At 52.3% G+C, this 22,284-nt stretch carries 24 protein-coding genes; 10 read left to right on the top strand and 14 right to left on the bottom strand.

Annotation, left to right across the window (positions count from 1 at the left end):
* Positions 1-21: 21 nt before the first annotated feature.
* From PEH01S_RS18025 to PEH01S_RS17985, 5 genes are all read right to left on the bottom strand, one after another.
* Positions 22-924, bottom strand: a complete 903-nt coding sequence (locus tag PEH01S_RS18025; RefSeq protein ID WP_127487179.1) for an AraC family transcriptional regulator — start codon at positions 922-924, stop codon at positions 22-24.
* Between the two features lie 164 nt (positions 925-1,088).
* A complete protein-coding gene (locus tag PEH01S_RS18020) occupies positions 1,089-2,864 on the bottom strand; it encodes a glycoside hydrolase family 35 protein (RefSeq protein WP_127487176.1) in 1,776 nt (591 codons plus the stop codon).
* A 670-nt stretch (positions 2,865-3,534) separates the two neighbouring features.
* On the bottom strand, positions 3,535-4,842 hold the full coding sequence (locus PEH01S_RS35475) for a polymorphic toxin-type HINT domain-containing protein (protein WP_246062974.1): 1,308 nt from the start codon (positions 4,840-4,842) through the stop codon (positions 3,535-3,537).
* Positions 4,843-5,642: 800 nt separating this feature from the next.
* The gene (locus PEH01S_RS17990) at positions 5,643-6,479 is read right to left on the bottom strand and encodes a hypothetical protein (protein ID WP_127487174.1); all 837 of its coding nucleotides are present in this window, start codon (positions 6,477-6,479) and stop codon (positions 5,643-5,645) included.
* Between the two features lie 340 nt (positions 6,480-6,819).
* On the bottom strand, positions 6,820-7,083 hold the full coding sequence (locus tag PEH01S_RS17985) for a hypothetical protein (protein ID WP_127487172.1): 264 nt from the start codon (positions 7,081-7,083) through the stop codon (positions 6,820-6,822).
* Positions 7,084-7,657: 574 nt separating this feature from the next.
* On the opposite strand from PEH01S_RS17985, the gene PEH01S_RS17980 reads away from it, so the two are divergent.
* From PEH01S_RS17980 to PEH01S_RS17960, 5 genes are read left to right on the top strand one after another with little or no spacing between them, the layout of a single operon-like run.
* On the top strand, positions 7,658-8,239 hold the full coding sequence (locus tag PEH01S_RS17980; RefSeq protein ID WP_127487256.1) for a TetR/AcrR family transcriptional regulator: 582 nt from the start codon (positions 7,658-7,660) through the stop codon (positions 8,237-8,239).
* A gap of 41 nt (positions 8,240-8,280) precedes the next feature.
* Complete coding sequence (locus PEH01S_RS17975; protein WP_025848482.1) at positions 8,281-9,147, top strand: transporter substrate-binding domain-containing protein; 867 nt, start codon at positions 8,281-8,283, stop codon at positions 9,145-9,147.
* Between the two features lie 27 nt (positions 9,148-9,174).
* A complete protein-coding gene (locus PEH01S_RS17970) occupies positions 9,175-9,819 on the top strand; it encodes an amino acid ABC transporter permease (RefSeq protein WP_127487170.1) in 645 nt (214 codons plus the stop codon).
* Positions 9,820-9,834: 15 nt separating this feature from the next.
* Positions 9,835-10,593 (top strand): amino acid ABC transporter ATP-binding protein, encoded by a 759-nt coding sequence (locus PEH01S_RS17965; RefSeq protein WP_127487168.1) that lies wholly within the window; start codon positions 9,835-9,837, stop codon positions 10,591-10,593.
* Between the two features lie 27 nt (positions 10,594-10,620).
* Positions 10,621-11,835, top strand: coding sequence for a M24 family metallopeptidase (locus PEH01S_RS17960; RefSeq protein ID WP_127487166.1), 1,215 nt, complete (start codon positions 10,621-10,623; stop codon positions 11,833-11,835).
* A 286-nt stretch (positions 11,836-12,121) separates the two neighbouring features.
* Here the strand turns inward: PEH01S_RS17960 and PEH01S_RS17955 are convergent, their stop codons facing one another.
* From PEH01S_RS17955 to PEH01S_RS17940, 4 genes are all read right to left on the bottom strand, one after another.
* Positions 12,122-13,135 carry a S66 family peptidase gene (locus PEH01S_RS17955; protein WP_127487164.1) on the bottom strand — a complete coding sequence of 338 codons (1,014 nt, stop codon included), beginning with the start codon at positions 13,133-13,135 and terminating at the stop codon, positions 12,122-12,124.
* Positions 13,056-14,528, bottom strand: a complete 1,473-nt coding sequence (locus tag PEH01S_RS17950; RefSeq protein ID WP_127487162.1) for an ABC transporter substrate-binding protein — start codon at positions 14,526-14,528, stop codon at positions 13,056-13,058. Before PEH01S_RS17950 ends, PEH01S_RS17955 begins: the two co-directional genes overlap by 80 nt.
* Positions 14,529-14,710: 182 nt before the next feature.
* The gene (locus PEH01S_RS17945) at positions 14,711-15,457 is read right to left on the bottom strand and encodes a hypothetical protein (protein WP_025848489.1); all 747 of its coding nucleotides are present in this window, start codon (positions 15,455-15,457) and stop codon (positions 14,711-14,713) included.
* Between the two features lie 195 nt (positions 15,458-15,652).
* Positions 15,653-17,641 carry a 5'-nucleotidase C-terminal domain-containing protein gene (locus PEH01S_RS17940; RefSeq protein ID WP_127487160.1) on the bottom strand — a complete coding sequence of 663 codons (1,989 nt, stop codon included), beginning with the start codon at positions 17,639-17,641 and terminating at the stop codon, positions 15,653-15,655.
* A gap of 161 nt (positions 17,642-17,802) precedes the next feature.
* Here PEH01S_RS17940 and PEH01S_RS35830 point away from each other — a divergent pair, with 161 nt between their 5' ends.
* Entirely contained in the window at positions 17,803-17,937 is a 135-nt protein-coding gene (locus PEH01S_RS35830) for a hypothetical protein (RefSeq protein ID WP_281281488.1), read from the top strand.
* Positions 17,938-17,962: 25 nt separating this feature from the next.
* Positions 17,963-18,202, top strand: coding sequence for a hypothetical protein (locus PEH01S_RS17935; protein ID WP_127487158.1), 240 nt, complete (start codon positions 17,963-17,965; stop codon positions 18,200-18,202).
* Positions 18,203-18,350: 148 nt separating this feature from the next.
* Here the strand turns inward: PEH01S_RS17935 and PEH01S_RS17930 are convergent, their stop codons facing one another.
* The 4 genes from PEH01S_RS17930 to PEH01S_RS17915 all read right to left on the bottom strand — a co-directional run bounded on the left by PEH01S_RS17930 (position 18,351) and on the right by PEH01S_RS17915 (position 19,992).
* Positions 18,351-18,548, bottom strand: a complete 198-nt coding sequence (locus PEH01S_RS17930) for a nuclear transport factor 2 family protein (protein ID WP_281281490.1) — start codon at positions 18,546-18,548, stop codon at positions 18,351-18,353.
* A 12-nt stretch (positions 18,549-18,560) separates the two neighbouring features.
* Positions 18,561-18,767, bottom strand: coding sequence for a nuclear transport factor 2 family protein (locus PEH01S_RS17925; RefSeq protein ID WP_025848493.1), 207 nt, complete (start codon positions 18,765-18,767; stop codon positions 18,561-18,563).
* A 20-nt stretch (positions 18,768-18,787) separates the two neighbouring features.
* On the bottom strand, positions 18,788-19,072 hold the full coding sequence (locus PEH01S_RS17920) for a nuclear transport factor 2 family protein (protein ID WP_164827909.1): 285 nt from the start codon (positions 19,070-19,072) through the stop codon (positions 18,788-18,790).
* 362 nt (positions 19,073-19,434) lie between these two features.
* Positions 19,435-19,992: an NADPH-dependent FMN reductase gene (locus tag PEH01S_RS17915; protein WP_127487152.1), complete on the bottom strand. Its 558-nt coding sequence runs from the start codon at positions 19,990-19,992 to the stop codon at positions 19,435-19,437.
* Between the two features lie 178 nt (positions 19,993-20,170).
* Here PEH01S_RS17915 and PEH01S_RS17910 point away from each other — a divergent pair, with 178 nt between their 5' ends.
* From PEH01S_RS17910 to PEH01S_RS17900, 3 genes are read left to right on the top strand one after another with little or no spacing between them, the layout of a single operon-like run.
* Positions 20,171-20,710, top strand: a complete 540-nt coding sequence (locus PEH01S_RS17910) for a PadR family transcriptional regulator (RefSeq protein WP_164827907.1) — start codon at positions 20,171-20,173, stop codon at positions 20,708-20,710.
* Between the two features lie 2 nt (positions 20,711-20,712).
* On the top strand, positions 20,713-21,174 hold the full coding sequence (locus PEH01S_RS17905; RefSeq protein WP_025848501.1) for a DUF2269 family protein: 462 nt from the start codon (positions 20,713-20,715) through the stop codon (positions 21,172-21,174).
* 23 nt (positions 21,175-21,197) lie between these two features.
* Positions 21,198-21,470 carry a hypothetical protein gene (locus PEH01S_RS17900; RefSeq protein ID WP_246062977.1) on the top strand — a complete coding sequence of 91 codons (273 nt, stop codon included), beginning with the start codon at positions 21,198-21,200 and terminating at the stop codon, positions 21,468-21,470.
* Positions 21,471-21,541: 71 nt separating this feature from the next.
* Here PEH01S_RS17900 and nfi read toward each other — a convergent pair whose 3' ends face one another.
* Positions 21,542-22,231, bottom strand: a complete 690-nt coding sequence (nfi, locus tag PEH01S_RS17895) for a deoxyribonuclease V (protein ID WP_127487146.1) — start codon at positions 22,229-22,231, stop codon at positions 21,542-21,544.
* Positions 22,232-22,284 lie beyond the last annotated feature (53 nt).

Here is a 22,284-nt window from a genome sequence, read left to right as displayed (position 1 = left end):
ACGCATACCGCGGCCGCGGAGTTACGAGCAGCCGTCGTGCTTCGGCTTGTAATCGCTAGGGGCTTGACCGGTCCATCGGCGGAATTGCCGGGAAAAGTGGCTCGCGGATTGAAAGCCGAGCCGTTCGGCGATCTCCGTCATCGGCAGGTTCGTCGTAACCAGCAGTTCCTTCGCCAGACTCAGTCGTCTTCGGCTGACGTACTGCTTGGGCGACAAGCCGTACACCTTGGAAAACAGCTTCGAGCATTGGCTGCGGCTCAGGTGAAGCTCCTCCGCCACGGCGGAAATCGTCGCCTCTTCATGAAAGCTTCCGGCCAGCCGCTCTTCGATCGCATGAGCCACATCGATCGCGAACAAAGTGGCCTCCTTGGACGAAGTTTGACCAACGTACGCATCCCGCTCCCGGATTAACGCCAGCACATCCCGAACGATGAGCAACGTGTACGATTGCAGCAGGAGCCGGTCCTCGAACCGGGGGTTCAGCTCCTCGTGCCAAGACGTATCCCCATGCGTATCGGGAGCGGCGTACTGCCGCATCATTTCTTCCAATTCCCGGACATAGAACGGAAGCTTCCCGCGGCTCGCGGATTCGGACGGAATATGGGAGTAAGGCGCAGCCCCCAGCACGCTCCGCACCTCCGCATCGTCCAAGTCGAAATGCACGTTGAAGAACCGGTAATGCGAGCTTGCGGCTGCGGCGGATTCGTGACGGATGCCCGATTTGATCAGCAGCCATTCCCCCGGACGAAGCGTCAAGGAGGTCCGGTTAATGTCGTGCACCGATTCCCCCTCCAAGCAGCAGATCAATTCATATAAATGATGATGATGCCGCGGGTACCGCCAACCCGGCGGCTTGATGCCGAAGTGACAGCCGGTCACCTGCAGCGTCTGTGTCATATTAGGAAAATGGAATAAACGGTCCATGCCGGCGACCGCTCCCTTCTGGCCAAATCCACGCTTTCCCTCAATGTAACACGTTTCGCAGGCCGGTGTCATCTGGATGCCGATATCCAAAGATCCCCATAGACCCTAAAAAGCCGGCGCCAACCCTTTGACAGGTCGGCACCGGCCTTATTTTTTCTAGTTTATTATACCGTTACCTGTGACACCGGCCCGAGCTCCGGTTGGTCCGTGAACGTCAGCTCCCGCTTCTCCGTTCCATGCAGCTCGAACACGACGATCTCGTTGGCGCCTTGCCGGAGCAGCGGCGCAGGAATATACAGCGTCTGCTGCGGCCCGCGCTTCCAGTAGCGGCCCAGATGGAAGCCGTTGACGAACACGGTGCCCTTGTTCCAGCCGTCCAAGCGCAGGAACGTATCCGCGGGCTGCCCCTCAATCGGCAGCACCGCGCGGTAAAAGCCCGGGTATCCCGGCTCCGCTTCCTTCCCGTCGAAGCTGACCGGTGCTACGTCCTCCAGCGGCAGCGGGTAGATGTTCCAACCGAACAGAAACTGGTTGCCGTGGCGGATGCCTTCCGTGATGCCTTTGCGGTCGAGCATGAACGGCCCGTAGTTGATCCGGCCCATATTTTCCACCAAAATGCGCAGCGTCGCTCCGCCCTCCGGCACGGCGAAAGCTACCTTTTTGCTCGGGTCCCATCGCTCGATCACGCCCAAGAACTCGTCGTTCACATAAACCAACGCCCGGTCGCGGCAATCCTGCAGCACGAGTTCCCGCTCTTCCCTCGGCCCGGAAATGAACGTTTCGTACAGGATGAAGCCGTCGTTTTGTCCGACCGCTTCCATCGGCTCCGGGCACGTACGGCGGACCGGCTCCGACAGGCTGTCCAGCTGCCCGAACAGCGAGGCCGCTTCGCGAACCGGTACGCTGCCGTAGGCGGCCTTCGGAATCGGCTGCGGCAGCTCCAGCGGCGGCAGCTCCATGTAGCGGGACAGCGTTTCCCGCACCGCGTAAAACTTGTCCGTCGGCTCGCCGGATTCGTTCAACGGAACGTCGTAATCGTAGCTGGTGATCGTCGGCTCGTAATGGTCGCGCTGCGGACAATTCGCCCCGCTCATATAACCGAAGTTCGTTCCGCCGTGGAACATGTAGAAATTGACCGATGCGCCGAGACGGAGCATATCGTCGAATACGTCCGCCACGTCCTTCGCGTCCCGCGTATGGTGATGCTCGCCCCAATGGTCGAACCAGCCGTTCCAATATTCCATGCACATGATTGGTCCGTCCGGCTGGTATCTCCGCAGCATCTCGAACGCTTCCTCCGCCCGGGACCCGAAGTTCACCGTCTCCAGCACGCCGGGAATCATGCCGCCCTGCAGCATGAAATGCTCCGGACCGTCGGAGGTAAAGAGCAGCACGTCCATGCCCCGCTGCAGCATCGCATCCTTCAAATAAACCAGATATGCCCGGTCGTTCCCGTAGCTGCCGTACTCGTTCTCGATCTGCATCGCGATAATCGGCCCGCCGTTCGTGCACAGCAGCGGCTTCAGCAGCGGAAGCAGCACGTCATAGTACGCGTCGACGCGGTCAAGATACGGCCGGTGCATGCAGCGCACCCGCATGCCCGGATCGGCAAGCAGCCAAGCCGGCAGCCCGCCGAACTCCCACTCCGCGCAAATGTACGGGCTCGGCCGTACGATCACATGCAGACCGATCTCACCAGCGATCTCAACAAAACGAACCACGTCCGCCAGCCCGTCAAAACGGAACTCGCCCGGCTTCGGCTCGTGAAGATTCCAAGGAATATACGTTTCTACGGTATTGAAGCCGCAGGCTTTCAGCTTAAGCAGGCGATCCCGCCAATACTCGGGGACCACCCGGAAATAATGAATCGCCCCGGAAACAAGACGGATCGGTTCCCCGTCCAGACAAAATTGCCCGTTTTGCACATCGAACGTCGCCATAAGAGCACCCTTTCTTCATTCGGTATTCTCCCTTTATCTTAGAACGTTCGCGGACAATACCGAATAGCCAAAGCGTCCGATTATTTGACCTTTTTTTCCGTTGTTCGGGGTAGTGTAGGGCCGGAAAGGAAACAGATATTCTTGCCGCTGCATTATCTTTTGGACACCCACGAATACTCCTTCGCTATGCGACGAAGATCTTTTTTTCCGCCCTATTCGTTCTACGCTGAGTACAATATTCATTCGGAACCGGGTATGGAAAAGAAAAACCTTGAGGACTACTAACCTCAAGGTTTGGAAATATAACTAACTATTAATCTCTACTAAAGTATTCATCAGAGAACTCGCCGTCAATATTATAATCCACATCATAGTAGAAAAGTCGAATCCCTGTCTTCGGATGAACCAAATGAAGGGATATTCTAAAATACGGATACTCTCTGTCATTGTTATTCACAAAAATATTTGTGCAGTTGTATTTTATTTTCAAGTCTGAATATTTTAGCCCTTTTGGTAATTCTCCCTCCACATCTTTGAGGAAATTATTGTCGCTATTTTGTATTAAGTTTTCAAGAAGGTGCACTGTATTTTTTTTTAATTTCTCGAAATCATAATTATCATTGAAAATCTGCTCAATAGATTTCAAATTCAAGGCCTATCACCACTTTTCTCATCGTTTTCCATCCGTCATATGGTCAAAAACCATAGCACCATTTTCATCAATTCTTCCATATATTCTTACATGATTTGGCGCACCTACAACTTTTATTTTGTGAGTGTAGGTATAACCTTTGTGCTTAATAATTTCGTTGCTCGTTAGACTTATTATCCCGTCTGCCCCTTCGCGCGCTTTAGCGTAACCCATATCTTTTGCCTTGACAAACTTTTTATCTAGTTGCAGCCTCTTTAATTCATTATAGATATCATGATTAATCCAACGAGCACTAGGCAGATTAATCAACGCGCAGTTATGCACCCAGATCCCTAGGTTGGATACAAAATACGAATTAAAGTCTCTAACCTCAAAGTTATAAACCGTTGCTTGTCGCGGCTCTTTCTCAATCCTATCTATTGCCAGTTTAGTGCCGTTACTCGAAACAAGCAAGTCGCCAACTTTCAGGTCTTTAACAAGCGTCCATCCCTTGCCGTCCAACCAAAACGGATGCTCACCCGTTACCTCGATGATTTCATCCCCGATGCGAACATAGTAGATTTCGTCAGCCTGTTTTTGGAACAGCCCAACGACCTCTTTATACGCCACTTCTCCAGTTTCGTCAGATTTAGCGAGAACCTTATCTCCGACCTCAATGTCTTCGATATTCTTCTCCCCTTCGTCTGTGAGAACCTTCGTCCCGGCGGTAAAGCAGTTGCACTCGTTGATCAGCTTCTTAGCGGTATTTTCCGCTTTTTTCATCCATGGTCCCATAAACAAGCGCTCAAGCTGCTTCTCCGCGGCGATGACGCCTTTGGTCGCATATTTGCCCGCGTGCTTCAACCCCGGAATCGGGATCAGGCTTAGCGCACTTCCGATACCTTCCGCCCAGCGGTCCCCTGTAGACAAGCGTTCGCCGGTTACGAAGTTGGTGCCCAAGAATGCTTGCTGGAAGCCTTTGATCGTGCCCACCCACGGCATCGTATCGACGAGGAAGTTGCCTCCCTGCAGCAGGAACGACGAATGTCCATCCCGGCTCAGGCCGAATGGAGCCACATACGAGACCGGGTTACCGTTCACATAAGCGTACCGGTTTAACGTCGAAGCTTCGGAGATCGTTCCGGTCAATACGTCGCGGTTGACGAAACGCTTGATCTCCGGCTGGTAATATCGGGCCCTCATGTAATACAAGCCATTCGGGTCCGTCATAACCCCGTCGCGTCCGTTGTATTGGAACGGGTTGTCCGTGCTCCCTTCGTGCTTCAACGTTTCCCCATACGGCCCATACGTGTAACGATCCGTCACTTGTCCCTTGGCGTCGGTCAACGCGATCGTACTGCCGCGGCGGTCATAATGGTACGTCCGGTATTCGCCCGAAGCTTCTTCTATTGACCGTTCATATCGGGCGGAAATCGCTTCGCTAATTCCGTTCTTAGGAATTGAGCATAGTATCCAGTATCTCCTTCTCCGCAAGAGAAGCGGAACTCATGTAGCTTTTGAAGCCGAGCGGTGAACGCCTAGTACTCATCACGCTTTATAATCCCTTGCACCATCACCCACAGCGTCAACTCTCGCTCGTTGACTTGCTTCCGCACACCGCTGATAAACTCATATGTCTTCTCGCTCATCAGCAAATACGGGTGGTAGTGCAGGTAGTTTGGCAGATGATATGTGTTGTTCTTTCGGTCTTGACCGACTAGAACCATCTTCTTGTCAGCAAGTTCCTTTATATGCCGCTCTATCGACTTGGAACTACACCCGACATCACGGGCAATCATTTCGATGGCGGGTTAGCACAACGTCCTGTCGTCGCTCATATAAGCGATTAAGTCCATCAGAATCAACTTCTCGCAAGCACTCAAGCCAATACACCGTAGAATCTTTATCGGCACTTTGATATAGCCGTTGTGGTGAAACGTGAATTGATTCGCCCGACTTGCTTCATCCATGTACGTATTGACTATTTTTCAACCATAAAGTCTTTCATCTGCATTACCTTCCTTCGTAATGTATTCCGCCGCGCGGCGGCTATTTGGCAAGGTGGGTAGCCTTCACGTTCTCTTACCTGTATATGGTCATCGCCAGGTGCTATCACACTGTAACCATCGCGGCATATATCTACTTTCCTACCGCCCATCAGGCAGTGTAAAAATAACATCCAGCGGATCTCTCCCGTTAAAAAGTGTTTGATACAGGTTTAGGACTCTTGATGATTGCAGATCTACGGCTTCATCATGGATGAGTTTACCCAGTTCTTCAAATATAGCTCCTTCTCTCTCATCGATGATATTTTGTTTAACCAGCCTAAGAGAACTGCCCTCTCGACTAAACGGCCAATCGACATGCGCTCCTTCATAATCAAATACAAAATCAATGGAGCTTACCCTTTGGTATTTACTTACGAGAGGATGCAGAATAACCAAAAATTGCGCAAATATATAAGTACGCTCCCTGACCTTTTGCGCATCCTTAACTTGGGCTTGAAGCGTGGATGATTGAGGGGGCAAATCTCCCCATGAATGAATGTTTATATACGTCAACAATGAAATAGCGTGTTGTTTGTCTTTAAACATAGCGATCTCGACGAAGATTTCATTACTGCTGATCCCCGATTCAATAAATCCTCTCAAACATCTGGCCGCATTTTCCAGCGTAGTAGCATACTGTGCCAATAGAGGAATGTACTCACTAAAAAGCTTTTCTATCATGCTCTTCTCAGCATTACCGTAAGTCGCTTCCACAATGGTCTCAATCACTAACGCCTTATTATACTTTTCATTTATTTTCGGCAACACATCTTCTAAGAGGTGCCTGATAAATTCAACATCATAAAAGTCTAATAAGGTTGAATAATCCTTCAAGCCGCGTAAGAAAGCCATAAATGTTTCAAATTCCGGAGAACCTTCATTACCATGAGTCAAATATTTAAATAACGAGTTTATTTTTTGAACTTTATCCTCCATAAAGATCTCCTTTTAGTTGATATACTTAAATATAGAAGGCCATGCACGCTAGGCATGGCCATTCTCAGACCTTAATGAATTAACCCTGTATAAAAATAAAGCCTCGATGGACCACGTCCTCCGAGGCTTAACAATCATTCCCATATACACTTATGTTTTTTATGCAAAACTATTTCTTACTTAAATGTATACTATAAAGCTTCTCCACCCCTTCTTCAATATAAAATATCACTATAACTTCCGCTTTAGACTTAAACCCTAATTGAAGATTTTTAAAACGTGTGTAGGGAATCTTCTTCCAATACAACATTTAATTGCTTGGCACAATCAAGAAACTCTTTTACACCGATCTCTTATGCGGCAACCATCCCTCAAATTGTAATCCCTGTGGGAATTCAATTACTTCATCAAAGTATAGATGTATTGATTGAAGTGTATCATGAGGATTATCTCCGGGAAATGAAAACTGAATCGAACCATGTTTTGCAATCCTTGGTTTTGTGGAAACAGAAATATCTTGAGGTTCTCCTAATATTTCTTCTATAACATTTCTTTCTAGGCCTATTGAAATATCTCCGAGTAGGCCTATTTGAATAAATTTCATTAAAGACTACATTTTATAAAACTGCCCATATTTTACCATTCACAGCCAAGTCCTCCTTCTGATCAGAACCTTAAAATCAATCCCAAGAACGATTCCCCGGTCCGTGTCTTGTCTGTGCACACATGGCCCCTTCTCCCCCTCGTGCCAGCGTACCGCCTTCCATCCGTCATCATAAATTAGTCGAAAAAACCTTTAGAAACTATACCTGCATAAATAAGAAATTTATAGGCGGTCAGTATTATATTAACATCCGTGTTGAAATCCCAAATGCTACGAATCGCCTATTTTTACCAAAAATAATGTAAAATTTATTATCCGGTTCCCTTCTATCCTGTAAAAAAATGTCCACAATCTATCCCCAACATCTGGATAACTTCTCTTTCCTTGGGATATCCTACAAAGGATTCCCTCCAATTTTCGACAAGATTCGCATATTGGGACTTGACACGGGGGCGTCTTTAAAATATAGTAAACCCATCGGAATTAACCTTAACTGACTCGTCAGTTAAGTGGAGAGGGGCGATGGAAGCTGCCTGCTTTACCGGAACAAGATCAGGACCGCCGTCAGCAGTTGATGGGCGCTGCTCTGGACTTATTTGCCCGCAAGGGATATCACGGCACCAAAATTTCCGACGTGGTCAAGGCCGCAGGGGTGTCGCAAGGCACGTTCTACTGGCATTTTCAAAGCAAGGAACAGCTCGCGCTGGAGTTAATCGAAGGCGGCAAAGAGAAGCTGATCCAAGTCATCGGGCAAGGCTACCGCAAGCATGCGGGCACGGTAGATGACATGGTGAGCTCGTCCGCTCGGCTGCTTACGGATCTGTTCGCATTTGCCGACCGGAACCGGAATCTGATGGCTCTGCTGCTCATGAAAGGCCAAGGCGCCGATCCGCCGGTGCGGGAAGCCGTCTCGCAGACCTGGATTGCGTTCGAAGAAGCGTTCAAAAGCAACATTCAGCGCGCGATCGAGCTCGGGATGCTGCCCGGAACGAACGATTTGTCGCTGCGGGCCAACATTCTCGTCTGTTTAATTACCGGCGTGCTGTCCAAATGGCTGTTCGGACCCATGCACGATGTCGATTTCCAATCCACGTATTCGCCGTCGGAGATCGCCGAAGAAACCGCCAAGTTCGAATTCCGGGGCTTGCTCGGATAACCCATATTACATCTACGAAGACCCATGAGGAGGCACCTGTTATGTCTATCAAACTAAGCAAATTGTTCAAATCCGCTTCGCTGCTGAGCGTTCTTGCCATCGCGCTCGCGGGATGCGGAACCAAGCCCGCCCCGGCGCCGGCCCCGGATGCGAACGCCGGCAAGAAACCGGCCGAGACGACAACCGCCGCTAATTCGCTGGAGCAAATCAAGAAAGCCGGCAAAATCAGAGTCGGGCTTATGGGCACTTATGCCCCGTACAACTTCCTGAACGAGAAGCACGAGATCGACGGCTTCGACGCGGACGTTGCCAAAGCGGTAGCGAAGCGTCTGGGCGTTCAAGTCGAATTCATCACCGGCGAATTTTCCGGGCTGATCGAAGGGCTGCAAAAGGACAAGTATGACGCGCTCGTAAGCCAGGTCACGATCACCGAGGACCGCAAAAAAACGATGGACTTCTCCACGCCGTACGTGAAAAACGCCGTGAACGTGGTCGTCAAAAGCGACAACACAACGATCCAAAAGCTCGAAGACTTCAAAGGCAAAAAGATCGGCGTCGGGCTCGGCACGAACGACGAGAAATATTTGCGCGACGTCGCGATGCCGAAGGTCGGCACGTTCGAAATCGCCACGTATAACGATGTCATCACGTCGCTGAAGGACCTGAACGTCGGCCGCATCGACGCAACGATCAATAACGTATTCGCCATCAAGCCGCTGGTCGAGAAAAACCAGTTCAAGGTCAAAGCGGTCGGAGAGCCGATTAAAGAGGATTTTGCCGGCGTCGCCATCCGCAAAAACAACCCGGAGCTGCTCGACGCAATCAATAAAGCGCTGGCCGAGATGAAAGCCGACGGCACGTTCAAAGAGATTTTCCAAAAATGGTTTGGCGTAGACCCGAACTTCTAATCAGCGCGGACCGGGAGGATGCACGGCATGGAACTGGTTTTACAGAACTTCCAATTTCTAATGACGGGCGCGTATTATACACTGCTGATCACAATCGTCTCGATGTTCTTCGGACTCATCATCGGGATGGTCGTCGCCATCGCCCGTCTCAAAGGAAATTGGCTTATAAGTAATCTGGCCAAAGGTTACGTGTCCATCATTCGCGGAACCCCGATTCTGGTACAGATCTTCATCATCTATTACGGATTACCCGACTACGGGATTACGCTCGGGCCGCTCACAGCGGCCTTTATTTCACTTAGCATCAACATCGGCGCCTACTTGTCCGAGACGTTCCGCGGCGCGATTCTGTCCGTGCCCAAAGGGCAGACGGAAGCCGCTGTGTCGCTGGGCTTGACGCCCTGGCAGACGATGCGGCGGGTCGTGCTGCCGCAGGCGGCCCGTGTGGCGATTCCGCCGATGGGCAATACGTTTGTCGGGATGCTGAAGGAGACGTCGCTCGTGTCCGTCGTTACCGTGACCGAGCTGCTGCGCTCCGCCCAACTGCTCATTGCGCAGTATTATGTCGCGATGCCTTTTTATATCGCCATTGCTCTCATGTATTGGGTCATGAGCATGTTCTTTTCCTATATTCTCGACCGCATCGAATCTCGTTTGTCAAAAGCTTATTAAGGGCGTGTGATCTGCATGATCGAGGTAAACCAACTCGGCAAAAGCTTCGGCGATCTGGTCGTGTTCCGCGACATCAATCTACATATTCGCTCCCGGGAAATCGTGGTCCTGGTCGGTCCGAGCGGCTCCGGCAAAAGCACGCTGTTGCGCTGCCTGAACGGGCTGGAGGAGCCCGACGCGGGATCGATCCGGGTGGGCGATGCGGCATGGGACGCTTCCATGGACGCTGCAAGCAAGAAGCAGGCGATCCGGCACATCCGTACGTTAACCGGCATGGTGTTCCAGTCGTTCAATTTGTTCCCCCATATGACCGCCTTGGAGAATGTCATTATGGCTCCTACGATTGTCAAAAAGATGAGCCGAATGCAGGCCGTCGAAATCGGAGAAGCGCTGCTCGCCAAGGTGGGGCTGTCGAGCAAGAAGAACGAATACCCTTCCCGGCTGTCCGGCGGCCAGCAGCAGCGGGTCGCAATTGCCCGGGCTCTTGCCATGCAGCCGCAGATGATGCTGTTCGACGAGCCGACGTCCGCGCTCGACCCCGAATTGACGGGAGAGGTGCTGTCCGTCATGAAGCAGCTTGCCGCGGAAGGCATGACGATGATCGTCGTCACCCACGAGATGAAGTTTGCGCGGGAAGCGGCGAACCGGGTTATTTTTATGAGCGACGGAAAAATTCAGGAAGAAGGCTCGCCGGAGCAATTTTTCGTCGAGCCGCAGACGGAGCGGGCCCGCAAGTTTTTGCGGCAGATCGAAGGTGCGCCGGAGACGGAGTAACGAGTAAGATTCGAAGGAGTGGACATTGTGGTTCCCAGCAAAGCAGAGCATTTGAAGAACGTCGCGGAGCGGGCGCGGGCGATCATGGAGAAGGAAAACGTGGAAGCGCTCGTGGCGTCAAGCTGTGAAAATTTCTACTATCTGTCCGGCCACCCCAGCACGTTCATGTATACGCTGCGCATGAGCGAAGTTGCGCTGGCCGTGATGTTCCGCGACCCAAGCCGCCGTACGGTCATCATCATGAACGAGTTTGAGGCCGCGGGTGTACCGGCGGATTTACCCGAGTGCGAGCTGCGCACATACCCGACCTGGGTGGACGTAGACGATCCGCTCGGGCTACGCGGCGCCAAGTACGAAGGGCGGCGGCCCGTGAACCATCAAGTGCAGGAGATGTTCGGGCTGCTCGGGCAGGTGCTGGCCGGGCATGGAATACACAGCGGCAGGATCGCCGTGGAGCTGAGCTCCATGCGGTATCCTGCCGTGAATGCGCTGCGTGAAGCCGTCCCGGGCTTGGAATTAACGGAAGCCGGAGCCATCCTGACCGAGCTGCGCGCGCTTAAGACGCCTTGGGAAATCGAGCACCTGCGCAAGAGCTGCGAATACGCCGAGATCGGGATCGCCGAAACGATCAAGGGAATCCGGGCCGGCAGCTCGGCCGCCGAGATCGCCGATGCCTTCCGGCTCGCCTTGCTGACCCATGCCGACGGCTCGTCCTCCCGCTTCCATATGATTTCGGTCGGAGCGCATTTTGCACCTGCGCATATTTTCGACACGCGTCCGGGACAGCCGGGCGATCTGATCAAATTCGATGTCGGCGTCGACGTGGCCGGCTACGGCTCGGACATTGCGCGCACGTTCGTGCTCGGCGCCCCGTCGGACACGGTGAAGCGCATCTATGGCGCGCTGCGGGCCGGACACGACCGGCTGCTGGAGCTGATCGAGCCCGGCATGCCGATGAAACAAGCTTTTGATGAAGTGATGCCGCTGATCCGCCGCTCGGGTCTCCCGAATTACAACCGGGGCCATCTGGGGCACAGCGCGGGGCTGAGCCTCGCGGCTGAGGAAGCCCCGTTCCTGAGCCCGTCGGAGAAAACCGTCTTCCGCCCGGGTATGGTCATCTGTCTGGAGACGCCGTACTATGGCTACGGTGTCGGCTCGATCATGATCGAGGACATGGTGCTGGTGACGGACAACGGCTGCGAGCGGCTGAACAAGCTGTCGCGGGATCTGATTTCGTTGTAGGTGAAAAAAGGTTAAAAAGACGCGTTTACCCTGTTCCGAGCTTGTTGGGAAACCCGCTGCGCCTAGAAATTCTCTGCATATGCCGATGGGGTATATCCCTTCAGCCGCTCTTGAAACCCGTGAACTTTGATTAGAATTTGCGGTATTTTCACGGGTTTCAAAGGCGGACGTAAACTGTTACGGGATATACCCCACCTCAATTTGGCTGAGATTTCTCTTCGAGGGTTTCCCAGCAAGCTCCAGATACGTTCACGCTGTCCTTCTGACCTTTTTCTCGTCTATTGGATTATGGCTTAAAAAATTGCTTAATTGTCCCTTTGCCAGCTTCGACTTCGATTTCGGCGTACGCTCCGTTGATGAATGTCATCTGCGGCGGGACATGGCCACAATCGATATCGTAAACAATCGGAAGCTGCAGCTCCTGGGCCAGCTCTTGATAAACCTCTTCGGCCGTGTAGCCTTCAACCGGACGATTGGCGCTGCTGCGCCCAAACAGGATGCCGAAACAGTGCTCAAACCAGCCGGCCAGCTTCATTTGCACCAGCGACCTGCGTAAATCCGTCGTGGACAGCTCGCAGTTTTCCAGATACCATACGATAGGGTCCTCATGGATAAAATGCTTCCGGAAATGCCGCACATCGCCGAACGGGGTGCCAATCAAATGCCGGATGATGTCAATACATCCGCCAAGCAAACGGCCTTGCATGCTCGTCTTTGTCCCCGACGCGGTTTTCCAATAAGTTGGCTCCGTTAAATGGTAGATGCACGGCGAAGGATCGGCGTGTCTCCATTCCTTTTGATACTTCGGCGAGGAATACTGGAGGACGGATTCGCCCGTTTTCGTCGATAAGACCGCTTGCCACATGGCCGTCGTCTCGTCGGAATACTCGCCTCGCAAATCGACCAGATTCGTTCCGTGCGCCGTCGCCAGACCGGTTTTTAAAGTGAACGCCAACAGCAATCCGCTAACATCCGAATAACCCAGAATCCACTTGCCCGGCACCCCTTCAAAATCAATGTATTCGAGGATCTCGATCAGCAGCTCCCCGCCCCAGGGCGGAATGATCATATCGATCGCATCGTTCCTCATCATGGCGTTGAATTCATTCGCGCGGACTTGAGCCGCCGAGGACTTGGCCTTCTCCTGCGTCCACACCGTTTCTCCGCAAACGACGTTAAAGCCTCTGCTCTGCATGCGGCTGCACGAAAGCTTGACCACATCATGCAATGCCGTAGGCACCCCGGAGGACGGAGCGGTTACTCCCAGCGTTGCCCCTTCTTTGAAAACCGGATACTTCATGTAAATCCCCCTCTCCCGATTCACACGATATTTCCAAAACTAGCTTTTCGGAACCCGGATTTTCATCCTTTGGCTTATCCAGCTCGGCTTGCGAGCGGGCCTCGATCCGTTGCAAGGCCGTTTCCGCCGTGCTCTTACCCTGCAACAACGGCTCCATCTCCTGGTTGATAATCGAATCGAAGGTCATCAAAAAGCTGTCGGGCAGCTTGTCGAAGTTTTTATACATCGATTCGTTCGGCGGAGTCAGTTCGTAGAAGGCTTTCACGTTTCTTTCCTCTTTAGGCGCAGCGTTCACACGGGCAGGCAAAGCTTTTATGGTCGATTTGGTCATAATACGTGCGAAGGCATCGCTATTTATGTATTCGATGAACTTCCAAGAGGCCGCAGGATTTTGAGAGTTTACGTTGACCGAAAAAATTTCATTCACCGACATGGAATTGCCGCTATTGGGGTTGCTCTGATCAACGGGTACGGTGACCAGATCCCACTCAAAAGGGAGCCCCGGCGTCGTACTTAGTACATCGACGAAATCAACACCTTGAATCGTCATTGCGATATGTCCGTTCAAAAACGGATACTGCTGCTTGAGCACCTCTTCTCTTTTGCTTCCCGGAGACGGCTTGGGGCCTGAGGCAGGGTCAGCCTTATAAAAATTTCCTTTTTGGAACGCCTCCGCGACCAGCTTAAAAACTTTCGCCCATTCGGGAGTGTTCAAGGTCATTTTCTTCGATTCGGGGTCTAAATATTTCAGCCCGTAGCTCGCGCCAACTGTTGTTGCGAATATAAAAGGGTTCGTCAGCGTACGGCCTTCCAAGCCGTAGACCGGGGGATCTTCGTTTTGAGTCGAAAATCGTTGAGATAACAATATAAGCTCGTTCCAGCTCATTTTATTTCCCGGGAACGGGACGCCATGCTCCGCAAACAGCTTTTTATTGTAAAAAACGGCTTCGCAATTAAAAAAGGGAGCGAACCCGTAAATTTTGCCGTCCCCTGCTCGTCTCAGATACTCCAGAACGCCCGAATAATAGCCTTTCGTATCAAAGGCATCCTTTTTCATATCGGCGTCCAATGCTTTCAGCTTGCCTGAGCCCGCGTATCGTTCGAATTGCTCCGAATCCAGCAATAATACATCCGGATTGTGGAGCTGAACGTAGTCGTCAAACGCTTTTTTATTATCCTGCTGGGGCTTGTAAAGTCCTTCCAAAGGAAGAACCTCAACCGTCAGATCGGGATATTTGACGCTAAAAAGGTTGCCGTAATTTTGCATAAAGCTGTTTTTGTTCCAATATACGACTTTGATGGAGCCTGAGAGCTTGGGTTGTTCTTTCGTGTCAGACACCCAAGTGCATCCTGTTGCAGTGCACGCAAGTCCGGCGACGATGCCAAGCAGCATAACCTTTTTCAATTCATCTACTCCTGTTCCCTATTAAAATATAAGCCTATTTTTCAAAATTAATCCAATACACATTCTACCATCTTATGATTCAATATCCCAAAGAGAGTTGCGTATTGGTATAAAAAAAGATCTTGCCTCAACTAATGAGACAAGATCTTTTCCATATCATCCTTTTCTTCTTACCCTTCGCTGTTAGCGGAATCCGCGGCAGGCGCAGCCGGACGTTGTCCCGGCTTGCGGTCTACGAAGTTGCCGATCGCTTCGTCCAGGTTCGCTTTGATCTGGCTGATCAGCTGGTCGCGGCTAATGCCTTTCTCCTGCGCGATTTCGGTCAGCGACTTGCCTGCTTTCATCGCGTCGGTGAGCTCTTGCTGGGTAATACCCAGAATCTTCGTCAGATTCTCCGGGTTACCCAGCATTCCGAAACCGCCCTTGCCGCCGCGATGCCCTGGCAGCTTCGTATCGGTCACGGCTTGCTTCAGGCGGTCCGCCAGATCAGCTTTACGCTTGTCTGCCTGCTCCTGCGTGATCGTGCCCGCGCTCACCGCTTCGTCGATCGCCTTCGTCTCGGCTTCGGTCAGCTTTTGGATGAGGACGTCTTCCGTCAGGCCCGCTTTTTCCTGCGCGACTTGCGCCAGCGTCTTGTTCTGCTTCAACTCGTCCATCAGCGTCTGCTCATCCAAGTTCAGCAGCGTGGCCGTTTCTTTCAGGATGTTGACGCCGCGGAAGCCGTGTCCTTCCCGGCCGAAGCCGCCCTTGCCGAACTTCCCGTGTCCTTGCCCCGGCTGCGCGCTGTCTGCGGTTGTTCCGCTTTCCGTGGTAGCCGTCGTTGCAGCGTATGCCTGAGAGTAATACAATCCGGCTCCTCCGAGAAGAAAGCCTGCCGCAATCGTTCCTGCCATCAATTTTTTACCGAATGTTTTCATGATTCATGTCTCCTTTGAGTTCGAATTTTTTTTTGATTTCACTTACACTTTGAAGTATAGGAGCCGTACATTAATGGAACCTTAGTTTGGGCTGAGCGTTGGTTGAGCGAAAGCTGAATAAATGCTGAAAATGGAAAAAACAAGCCGTATGCCGCCTTACTGGGCGAGCACTGACTTGTTTTTGAATAGAGGTACTTATTTGCTGAGGATGTTCCAGACCAAGTGGGCGAATTCCGCACGCGTCGCCTGTTCCTTCGGGGCGTATTGGTTCGGCTGCCGCCCCTCGACAAGCCCGAGCTGGGCCAGCCCGGCGGCCGCTTCTTTCATTCCGTCCGGCATCGCCGCATCATCCGCAAACGGCGACTTCGCTGCGGCGGGGAGCGTTTTGCCTGTTTTTTTCCCGTACAGCCATTTGGCGATGAGCGCCAGCTCCTGCCGCACAATCGGGGCTGCCATGTCTTCGCCGCCCAGCCCCAGCTCGCTCCACACCGGAACTTGCGCTTCCCCGGCCAACGCCTTGGACACCATCTCGCCTGCCTCCTTGCGGGACAAGCCCGTGTTGGGGGCGAAACGCCCTTCGCCCGCGCCGCTCATGACGCCCGCATCGGTCAACCCTTTGACCGCCGCATACGCCCAATGACCGGACGGCACGTCGGCGAAGCCTCTGACGACGATCCGCCCCTCCGGCTCGATATGAACCTGCTTTAGCTTGGAAGCATACGCCGCCAGCAATTCAAAATCCGTCAGCGCCTCTCCCGCGCCTACGAGAGGCTTCGCTTCGGCAAACATCGTGTAATTGTCGCCGCCGGTGAACATATAGTTGGACAAGGCCAGCGTATAGACGGCGTCATTATTGATCGGTTTTCCGCCGATTCGAACGTTCCGCACCCGCTGACCGGACGGCTTGTCCGCGTCGTATTCATAGGCGATGCCGGAAACCTGCAGAAAGCCGCCCGCCAGCTTCTCCACTCCGGAAACTCCGTTTTCGAGTGCCTTGAGCACCATCTCTCCGGTCGCTTCCGCCTTTACAATTTTGTTGCCGAACGGCAAGATCGACTTGGCGTCCTTTAAGGTGAAATCGCCTTTTTTGGCGCTCGCCCGAATGCCTCCGCCGTTCGCAAAAGCGATGTCGGTCCCGTAATAATCGCGGTACGCGTCGGCAATCCAATTGCCGATGGCCGTTTCCCGGAAACGGGATTCGTGATGATCCCCGTACGGCAAATCGCCTCCCAAAGTAGTAACCTTCTTGCCCAGCTCCGCGTCCAGCTTGGCCTGGTAATCAGCCGCCATCTCGGCAAGCGGCTTGTCCTCTTGGACGGTTTCGTCGACTTTCAAAATTTCATGGGACAAGCGGATCGTCCCGTCGGTTTCTTTGTTCACGATTAGCCGGATGATCGATCCCATGTTGCCTTGAGGCGAGAAGATCAGCCGGCTGCCGCCATCGACCTCATGGACGAACGATTTCTCTTCCGCTTCTTCTTCAGTAAAGACCGCCCGGATGTCGGGGACGGCCGCCAGCAGCGCTTTATCGTCCGCTACCGGCTCCTGCGTCAGCGCTACGATCATATCCACTTTTGCTTGTTTGAGCTTGTCTACCGCTTTTTGCGCGGATTCGATCACATTCAGGCTCTTGACCCGCTCGTCACGCATTGTCGTTTCCATGGCGCTTGTCAAGCCGAGGATACCGATGCGGATGCCTTGTTTTTCTATGACAACATATTCCGGCACTTGACCGAACGGCTTCCCGTCGCTCCCGGCCAAATTGGTGGAAATCCACCGAAAGCGCGAATGTTTGATCAGCTCCAGCGTATTGGGGACGCCTGCGTCGAAATCGTGCTGTCCGAAATTCGCGACATCGACCGGAATTCGGCCCAAGGCTTCCACCATCGGGTGCCCTTTGAAGACGCCGCCGAATAACGTCCCGCCCCCCAGATCGCCGCCGAAAGCGACGATTTTCTCTCCCGCTACGCTGTCCACCAGCGTCTTCACCCGGGCCACGCCGCCGCGGGTGCCGAGCTTGTCGGTCACGGGGCTGATTTCGTGTCCGTCGTTGAAATACAGCAAGGAGACCGAAGGACCGCCGGAAGCCTCCGCCCGGACACTAGAGATGCTGCCGCTCCATGCCGGAATGGCCAAGCCAACCGCCAGCAGCGCGATGCCTAACGAACGTACCGTCTTGTTCATGCTCCACCTCGTAGTTTAGAAGAATATGCCTGCTTCTCGTTGAACCATTATAATATAAATCCGCTTGGAACGAGGTTAAGTTTATATGAAGCTCCGCGAGCGAGCCCACGGAATAAAATCGGCCGGCGAAAGCCATGATATCGGTAAAGGAGGGATTTCCCATGAATATTATGGACGGGATGGACGCAGCCCGGTTCAATTCGGCGAACCCGGACGATAAAGCCAAAGGGAAGAAAGCCGAGGAAGACCGCAAAGAAATGCCGGCCCAAGTGTTGAGAAACTTGAACAACAAGTAACCGCTGGAACGAAAGGAATGGCGCCATGACCCCCGATCACAACAAAACGGCAGACGGAAGCGCAGAGGATAACCAAAGCATGGAAGTCGATTCCGACGTCAACGACGATCCGAACCGCGAAGCTCTGCTGGACCAGTCGTTTCAGAGCTTTTATGAGAACATCAAGCGGCAGGTTCGGGCAAAGGAAGACCTAACCAACGTCCCCGGGGAATCTGTCTTCGATGCGGCGGTCGGGATGGACGAGGTGACGGAGGAAGAGGAATAGCGCCGCAAGCAAGAAAGCTTCATCTGACGATGTCCGGCATCGTTAGATGAAGCTTGTTTACGTTACGCTATTACGTTGCCGCCGTCGATCGGGATCGTTGCACCCATGATGAAAGAGGACTTGTCGGAGCCGTCCGCCCTTGCAAAGGTCAGGCTTGAAGAGAAGCAAGCGCAGCCTGCAGACGGATGGGATTGAAGTACTCCCGCCAAAGCGTAATTCGTCCGCCCTCTACCCGCAGCAAGCTGATATAGGATTGCTCATAGGGATGCCCGCTCTTCGCCACGACGCCCTTGCCATCCATCTCGACGAAAAACAAGTCCGACTCACTGGCGGAATATACCCGGATATTGTAAATGTCTCAGGAAGCGTACATCCCGTTCTCCTTGCCGATAAACTGATCCAGCATTTGCGCCAACGTTTCTTTTCCCTGAACGCGGTCCGTAACTCCCTCCGGGCCAAACGGCGTCTCGTACACGATATCGTCCGCCATTACGGCCGCCATAGCCTGGATATCCCGCTTGGCTTCCGATTCAAAAAAATGTCTGATCATCTCTTGTCCGCTCATCGTTTTTTCCTCTTTTTCCTTTAGTTCTCGGTTATTTTTTCGGTTTCGTGCGGGTTTGCGAGCCCGAATACTTCCTGCGTGCCCAGCATCACATAGAGCGGCTTGGCAAAGTGACTGAAGCGCCAGCCTTCACGCGTCCGTATCAGCTTCGCCTCAAAAGCGGCCAGCGATTCCTCGAACAAATGCGCTTTGTCTCCCGCCCCCACATGATAAGCGCGCACTCGCGCGGACGCTTCGGCCGTGTCGCCGTCAATAACGTTGAACAATTCGAAAATTTCGATACGGTCTTGGTACGTATCCGTCACAGCCATACGCTCCTTTCCTGCAAAACTTTAGTTCTCAAATGATAAGCTCCCGGGAACCGTACCCAAAGTATAGCCCGATCCCCGTTTGCCTGGATTGAACAAAAGAGATCACTTTTTGCCTAAAACGCTCATCGCATCCACCTGCTCCCTATCGTCAAAAAAACATCCGCCCGACCCAAAGGTCAAACGGATGCCGCCTGTCGAAGGAGTTACGTTCCTTCCTCTATTCGATTGTTTCGCCGTCAGCGCCGTTTTCTGTCCGCGTTCCGGCGTCAAGCCCGCCCAGCCCTTTTCACCGCGGAGATCAACGTCATGCGATGCGTTTCGTGCTGCCTCAGTGACCGGCCAGAGCTGCATATTGATTAATGGCCCTTTATGGCCTGCGAGAGCGCCTGAACCAGATTGAGAAGCGATGACAAGGTATTCGTGTCCGTCACGTTACCATCCGGCCCAATCATCTTACTAACGAACGGAACGGCCAGTGATGCTTCGTCCGGGATAACCGCGCTCATCATCTTTAGAGTCAGTGTCAGCGATTGCAGCACTGCAGCGCCGCCATCCGGATGCGGAGACGCGCTTATGACCGCCGTCGGCATGTTCATGAACTCGCTCGAGGATACGACCCAGTCCAGCGCATTCTTGAGCGAGCCCGGCACTCCTCGCGCATATTCCGGCGTACAGATCACGATCGCGTTCGCCGCTCGCAGCTCCTCCCGCCATTCGCGCACCGCCCCATGCAATTGGCCTTCGTCACCGTCTAAGTCCGGACTGAAATGCGGCAAATCCGCGAGCCCTTGATACATGCGAAACTCCATACCGGCTGGCATCATTCCTCCGACGAACGAGAGCAACCGTGTATTAGACGATTGCTTGCGCAGACTTCCGGATATCCCCAGGATTACCAGACTTCGTTGTTCCATTTCATTCACCCTTTTTCCATTCGGTATCTGCATTATAAACCATATCATTAATGTCACAGTCAAATGGGATGCTTTGTTATGCAGCAAGAAAGAAAAAACTGGACAAAACCCCCACAGACGATTTATATTAATATTATTAATATAAATAATGATTATATCGATAAAGGAGGCTGCGCCGATGCAGCTGCAGGCCAAATATGTCGCTCTTGCCCTATTAAGCAAGCGTCCGATGACCGGATACGAAATCAAAAAAAATTTTGAAGGGCCGATCTCCTTTTTCTTCGAGGGGAGCTACGGCAGCGTCTATCCGACGCTCAAAAATTTGGAGAAGGAAGGCTGCATCGAGAAACGCACGATTATACAGGAGGACCGTCCGAACAAAAACGAATATTCCATTACGGAAGCCGGCCGAGCCGTTCTGGCCCAATATTACGAGCAGCCGGTCGAGGAAGATAACGTGCGCTCCGATGTGTGCATGAGGCTGTTTTTTGGCGGAAAAATGGATGAGGGCGAGATGCTGGATTGGATCGAACAAAGCCGCAAACAGCACGAAGCGAAGCTGAGCATCCTCCAAGGGATGTATGACCAGTATCATCTGCAGATGCCCAAGCATCAGCTGCTCTCCCTTACGATCGGCATCCGTTATCATCAAGCCAAAATCGATGCCCTGCTGGAATGCGCGGCAATGCTGGACAATCACCACAAGGAGGAGAAGTGAACATGGGAGCGTTGATTTTTCTGCATGTGCTTGGAGCCGTGCTGTTTCTCGGCAACATTATTACGGCGGCGTTCTGGAAGCTGTCGGCGGAGCGCGGTCAAGATCTGACCCACATCCGGCGGGTGGCGCGCAATGTCATGCACGCCGATTACTGGTTTACGCTGCCCGGCGTCATTCTGCTGCTCGCAACAGGCCACATCATGGCCGCCTTGAACGGATATTCGCTCGCGGAGCTGAACTGGATGACGGCTTCGGAAGCCTTGTTTGTGCTCAGCGGCTTGATCTGGGGGGCTCTCCTCATTCCCGCCCAACGGACAATGATGAAGGAAAGCGTCATCGCCGAGGCGGAAGGCGCGCTTACCGCAGCATACCGGAAAGCTTCCCGCACGTGGGATGTGTTTGGCACGCTGGTCATTATCATTCCGCTGATCGTACTGTACTTGATGCTGGTGAAGCCGTTCTGAGAGGAAGCGGATCTTTGGAAATTATGAGGTTAGAAGATGTTATTGATCTGCCAGACCGTGGTTTGGTACTGAAGATTAGTGTAGATGAAACGAATCCTTATCAACTTACAAAATTAAAGAACTTGGCTGGTTCAAAAATAGCAGTAAGCAATGTAGACGGGACATGCTTTGAATTTGAGGTTAAGGATGTCAGTATATCTTTTTCAATTGCCAACTTTCCTCTTATTGCGTTAAATATTAGAGAAAGGGTAGACATCGAGAGGATAAAGAAAGGTTCAAGCATACACCTAATATGAAACTTTCAAACGGTCTGAAGATCCGCAGAACGCACTAAACTCTTTTATAGGGCGGAAATCCGCCCTTCATTTTATTCTTGACCTCTTGGAAGACCGCCTAAAACTTTATTCACAAGCTGATCGGCTTGCCGCGTTGTTTCCGGCAAACGATACTTCGGCGAGAGCTTTAAGATCCATTCGCAAGCCGTTGCTAAAGAAATACGATGACCGATGGACACGAAAATAGGTTTAATATGATCCTGAGTTCTTAACACGGCCCCGATCACCTCGCCATGATCAACCAATGGTGAAGAAGATCCTCTTGTTCGTCCGGGGTCTTGGAACTCTCCTAATAACTTCGTTTTTCCACATCCAATGGCAGGAATGTCGAAGAGAACGCCCAAATGACTCGCTAGTCCGAATCGTCTGGGGTGGGCCATTCCCTGTCCATCGCAGACAATGAGCTGTGGAGCGCTCTTTATTTGCTTGAACGCCTTAAGCAGCGGAGGAATCTCCCTGAACGAAAACAACCCGGGGATATAAGGAAAATGAACCGTGTCTTCCACCACAACCGATTCTATGATATGTAATGAACTTGCTTCTAAAATAACGATCGCAGCGATTAATTTGTCGCTGTGTTCACTATACGCTACGTCCACTCCAGCAATATAATTAACTTCAGCAAGTTGATCTTCCCTTATCATTTTTAAAGATAACTCTTGTTGCAGTTTGACTGCATCCATTTCAGATAAATTCCATGCATGCTTCACTACCGGTTCCATGATAAGCGCCCCCAAGAAGTTTAAAAAATTCCAATCGGTTTGCAGCAAACTAT

It is taken from the genome of Paenibacillus ehimensis NBRC 15659, from assembly GCF_004000785.1.
Lineage (GTDB): Bacteria > Bacillota > Bacilli > Paenibacillales > NBRC-103111 > Paenibacillus_G > Paenibacillus_G ehimensis.
The sequence above is the reverse complement of the archived record's forward strand: the minus strand, read 5'-3'. Positions and strand labels throughout refer to the sequence as shown.

Excerpts from the sequence above, each read along its gene's own strand:
- PEH01S_RS18025 (WP_127487179.1), bottom strand. The coding sequence starts at position 924 with ATGGACCGTTTATTCCATTTTCCTAATATGACACAGACGCTGCAGGTG.
- PEH01S_RS18020 (WP_127487176.1), bottom strand. The coding sequence starts at position 2,864 with ATGGCGACGTTCGATGTGCAAAACGGGCAATTTTGTCTGGACGGGGAA.
- PEH01S_RS17990 (WP_127487174.1), bottom strand. The coding sequence starts at position 6,479 with ATGGAGGATAAAGTTCAAAAAATAAACTCGTTATTTAAATATTTGACT.
- PEH01S_RS17985 (WP_127487172.1), bottom strand. The coding sequence starts at position 7,083 with ATGAAATTTATTCAAATAGGCCTACTCGGAGATATTTCAATAGGCCTA.
- PEH01S_RS17980 (WP_127487256.1), top strand. The coding sequence starts at position 7,658 with ATGGGCGCTGCTCTGGACTTATTTGCCCGCAAGGGATATCACGGCACC.
- PEH01S_RS17975 (WP_025848482.1), top strand. The coding sequence starts at position 8,281 with ATGTCTATCAAACTAAGCAAATTGTTCAAATCCGCTTCGCTGCTGAGC.
- PEH01S_RS17970 (WP_127487170.1), top strand. The coding sequence starts at position 9,175 with ATGGAACTGGTTTTACAGAACTTCCAATTTCTAATGACGGGCGCGTAT.
- PEH01S_RS17965 (WP_127487168.1), top strand. The coding sequence starts at position 9,835 with ATGATCGAGGTAAACCAACTCGGCAAAAGCTTCGGCGATCTGGTCGTG.
- PEH01S_RS17955 (WP_127487164.1), bottom strand. The coding sequence starts at position 13,135 with ATGAAGTATCCGGTTTTCAAAGAAGGGGCAACGCTGGGAGTAACCGCT.
- PEH01S_RS17950 (WP_127487162.1), bottom strand. The coding sequence starts at position 14,528 with ATGCTGCTTGGCATCGTCGCCGGACTTGCGTGCACTGCAACAGGATGC.
- PEH01S_RS17945 (WP_025848489.1), bottom strand. The coding sequence starts at position 15,457 with ATGAAAACATTCGGTAAAAAATTGATGGCAGGAACGATTGCGGCAGGC.
- PEH01S_RS17940 (WP_127487160.1), bottom strand. The coding sequence starts at position 17,641 with ATGAACAAGACGGTACGTTCGTTAGGCATCGCGCTGCTGGCGGTTGGC.
- PEH01S_RS35830 (WP_281281488.1), top strand. The coding sequence starts at position 17,803 with ATGAATATTATGGACGGGATGGACGCAGCCCGGTTCAATTCGGCGAAC.
- PEH01S_RS17935 (WP_127487158.1), top strand. The coding sequence starts at position 17,963 with ATGACCCCCGATCACAACAAAACGGCAGACGGAAGCGCAGAGGATAAC.
- PEH01S_RS17925 (WP_025848493.1), bottom strand. The coding sequence starts at position 18,767 with ATGAGCGGACAAGAGATGATCAGACATTTTTTTGAATCGGAAGCCAAG.
- PEH01S_RS17915 (WP_127487152.1), bottom strand. The coding sequence starts at position 19,992 with ATGGAACAACGAAGTCTGGTAATCCTGGGGATATCCGGAAGTCTGCGC.
- PEH01S_RS17910 (WP_164827907.1), top strand. The coding sequence starts at position 20,171 with ATGCAGCTGCAGGCCAAATATGTCGCTCTTGCCCTATTAAGCAAGCGT.
- PEH01S_RS17905 (WP_025848501.1), top strand. The coding sequence starts at position 20,713 with ATGGGAGCGTTGATTTTTCTGCATGTGCTTGGAGCCGTGCTGTTTCTC.
- PEH01S_RS17900 (WP_246062977.1), top strand. The coding sequence starts at position 21,198 with ATGAGGTTAGAAGATGTTATTGATCTGCCAGACCGTGGTTTGGTACTG.
- nfi (WP_127487146.1), bottom strand. The coding sequence starts at position 22,231 with ATGGAACCGGTAGTGAAGCATGCATGGAATTTATCTGAAATGGATGCA.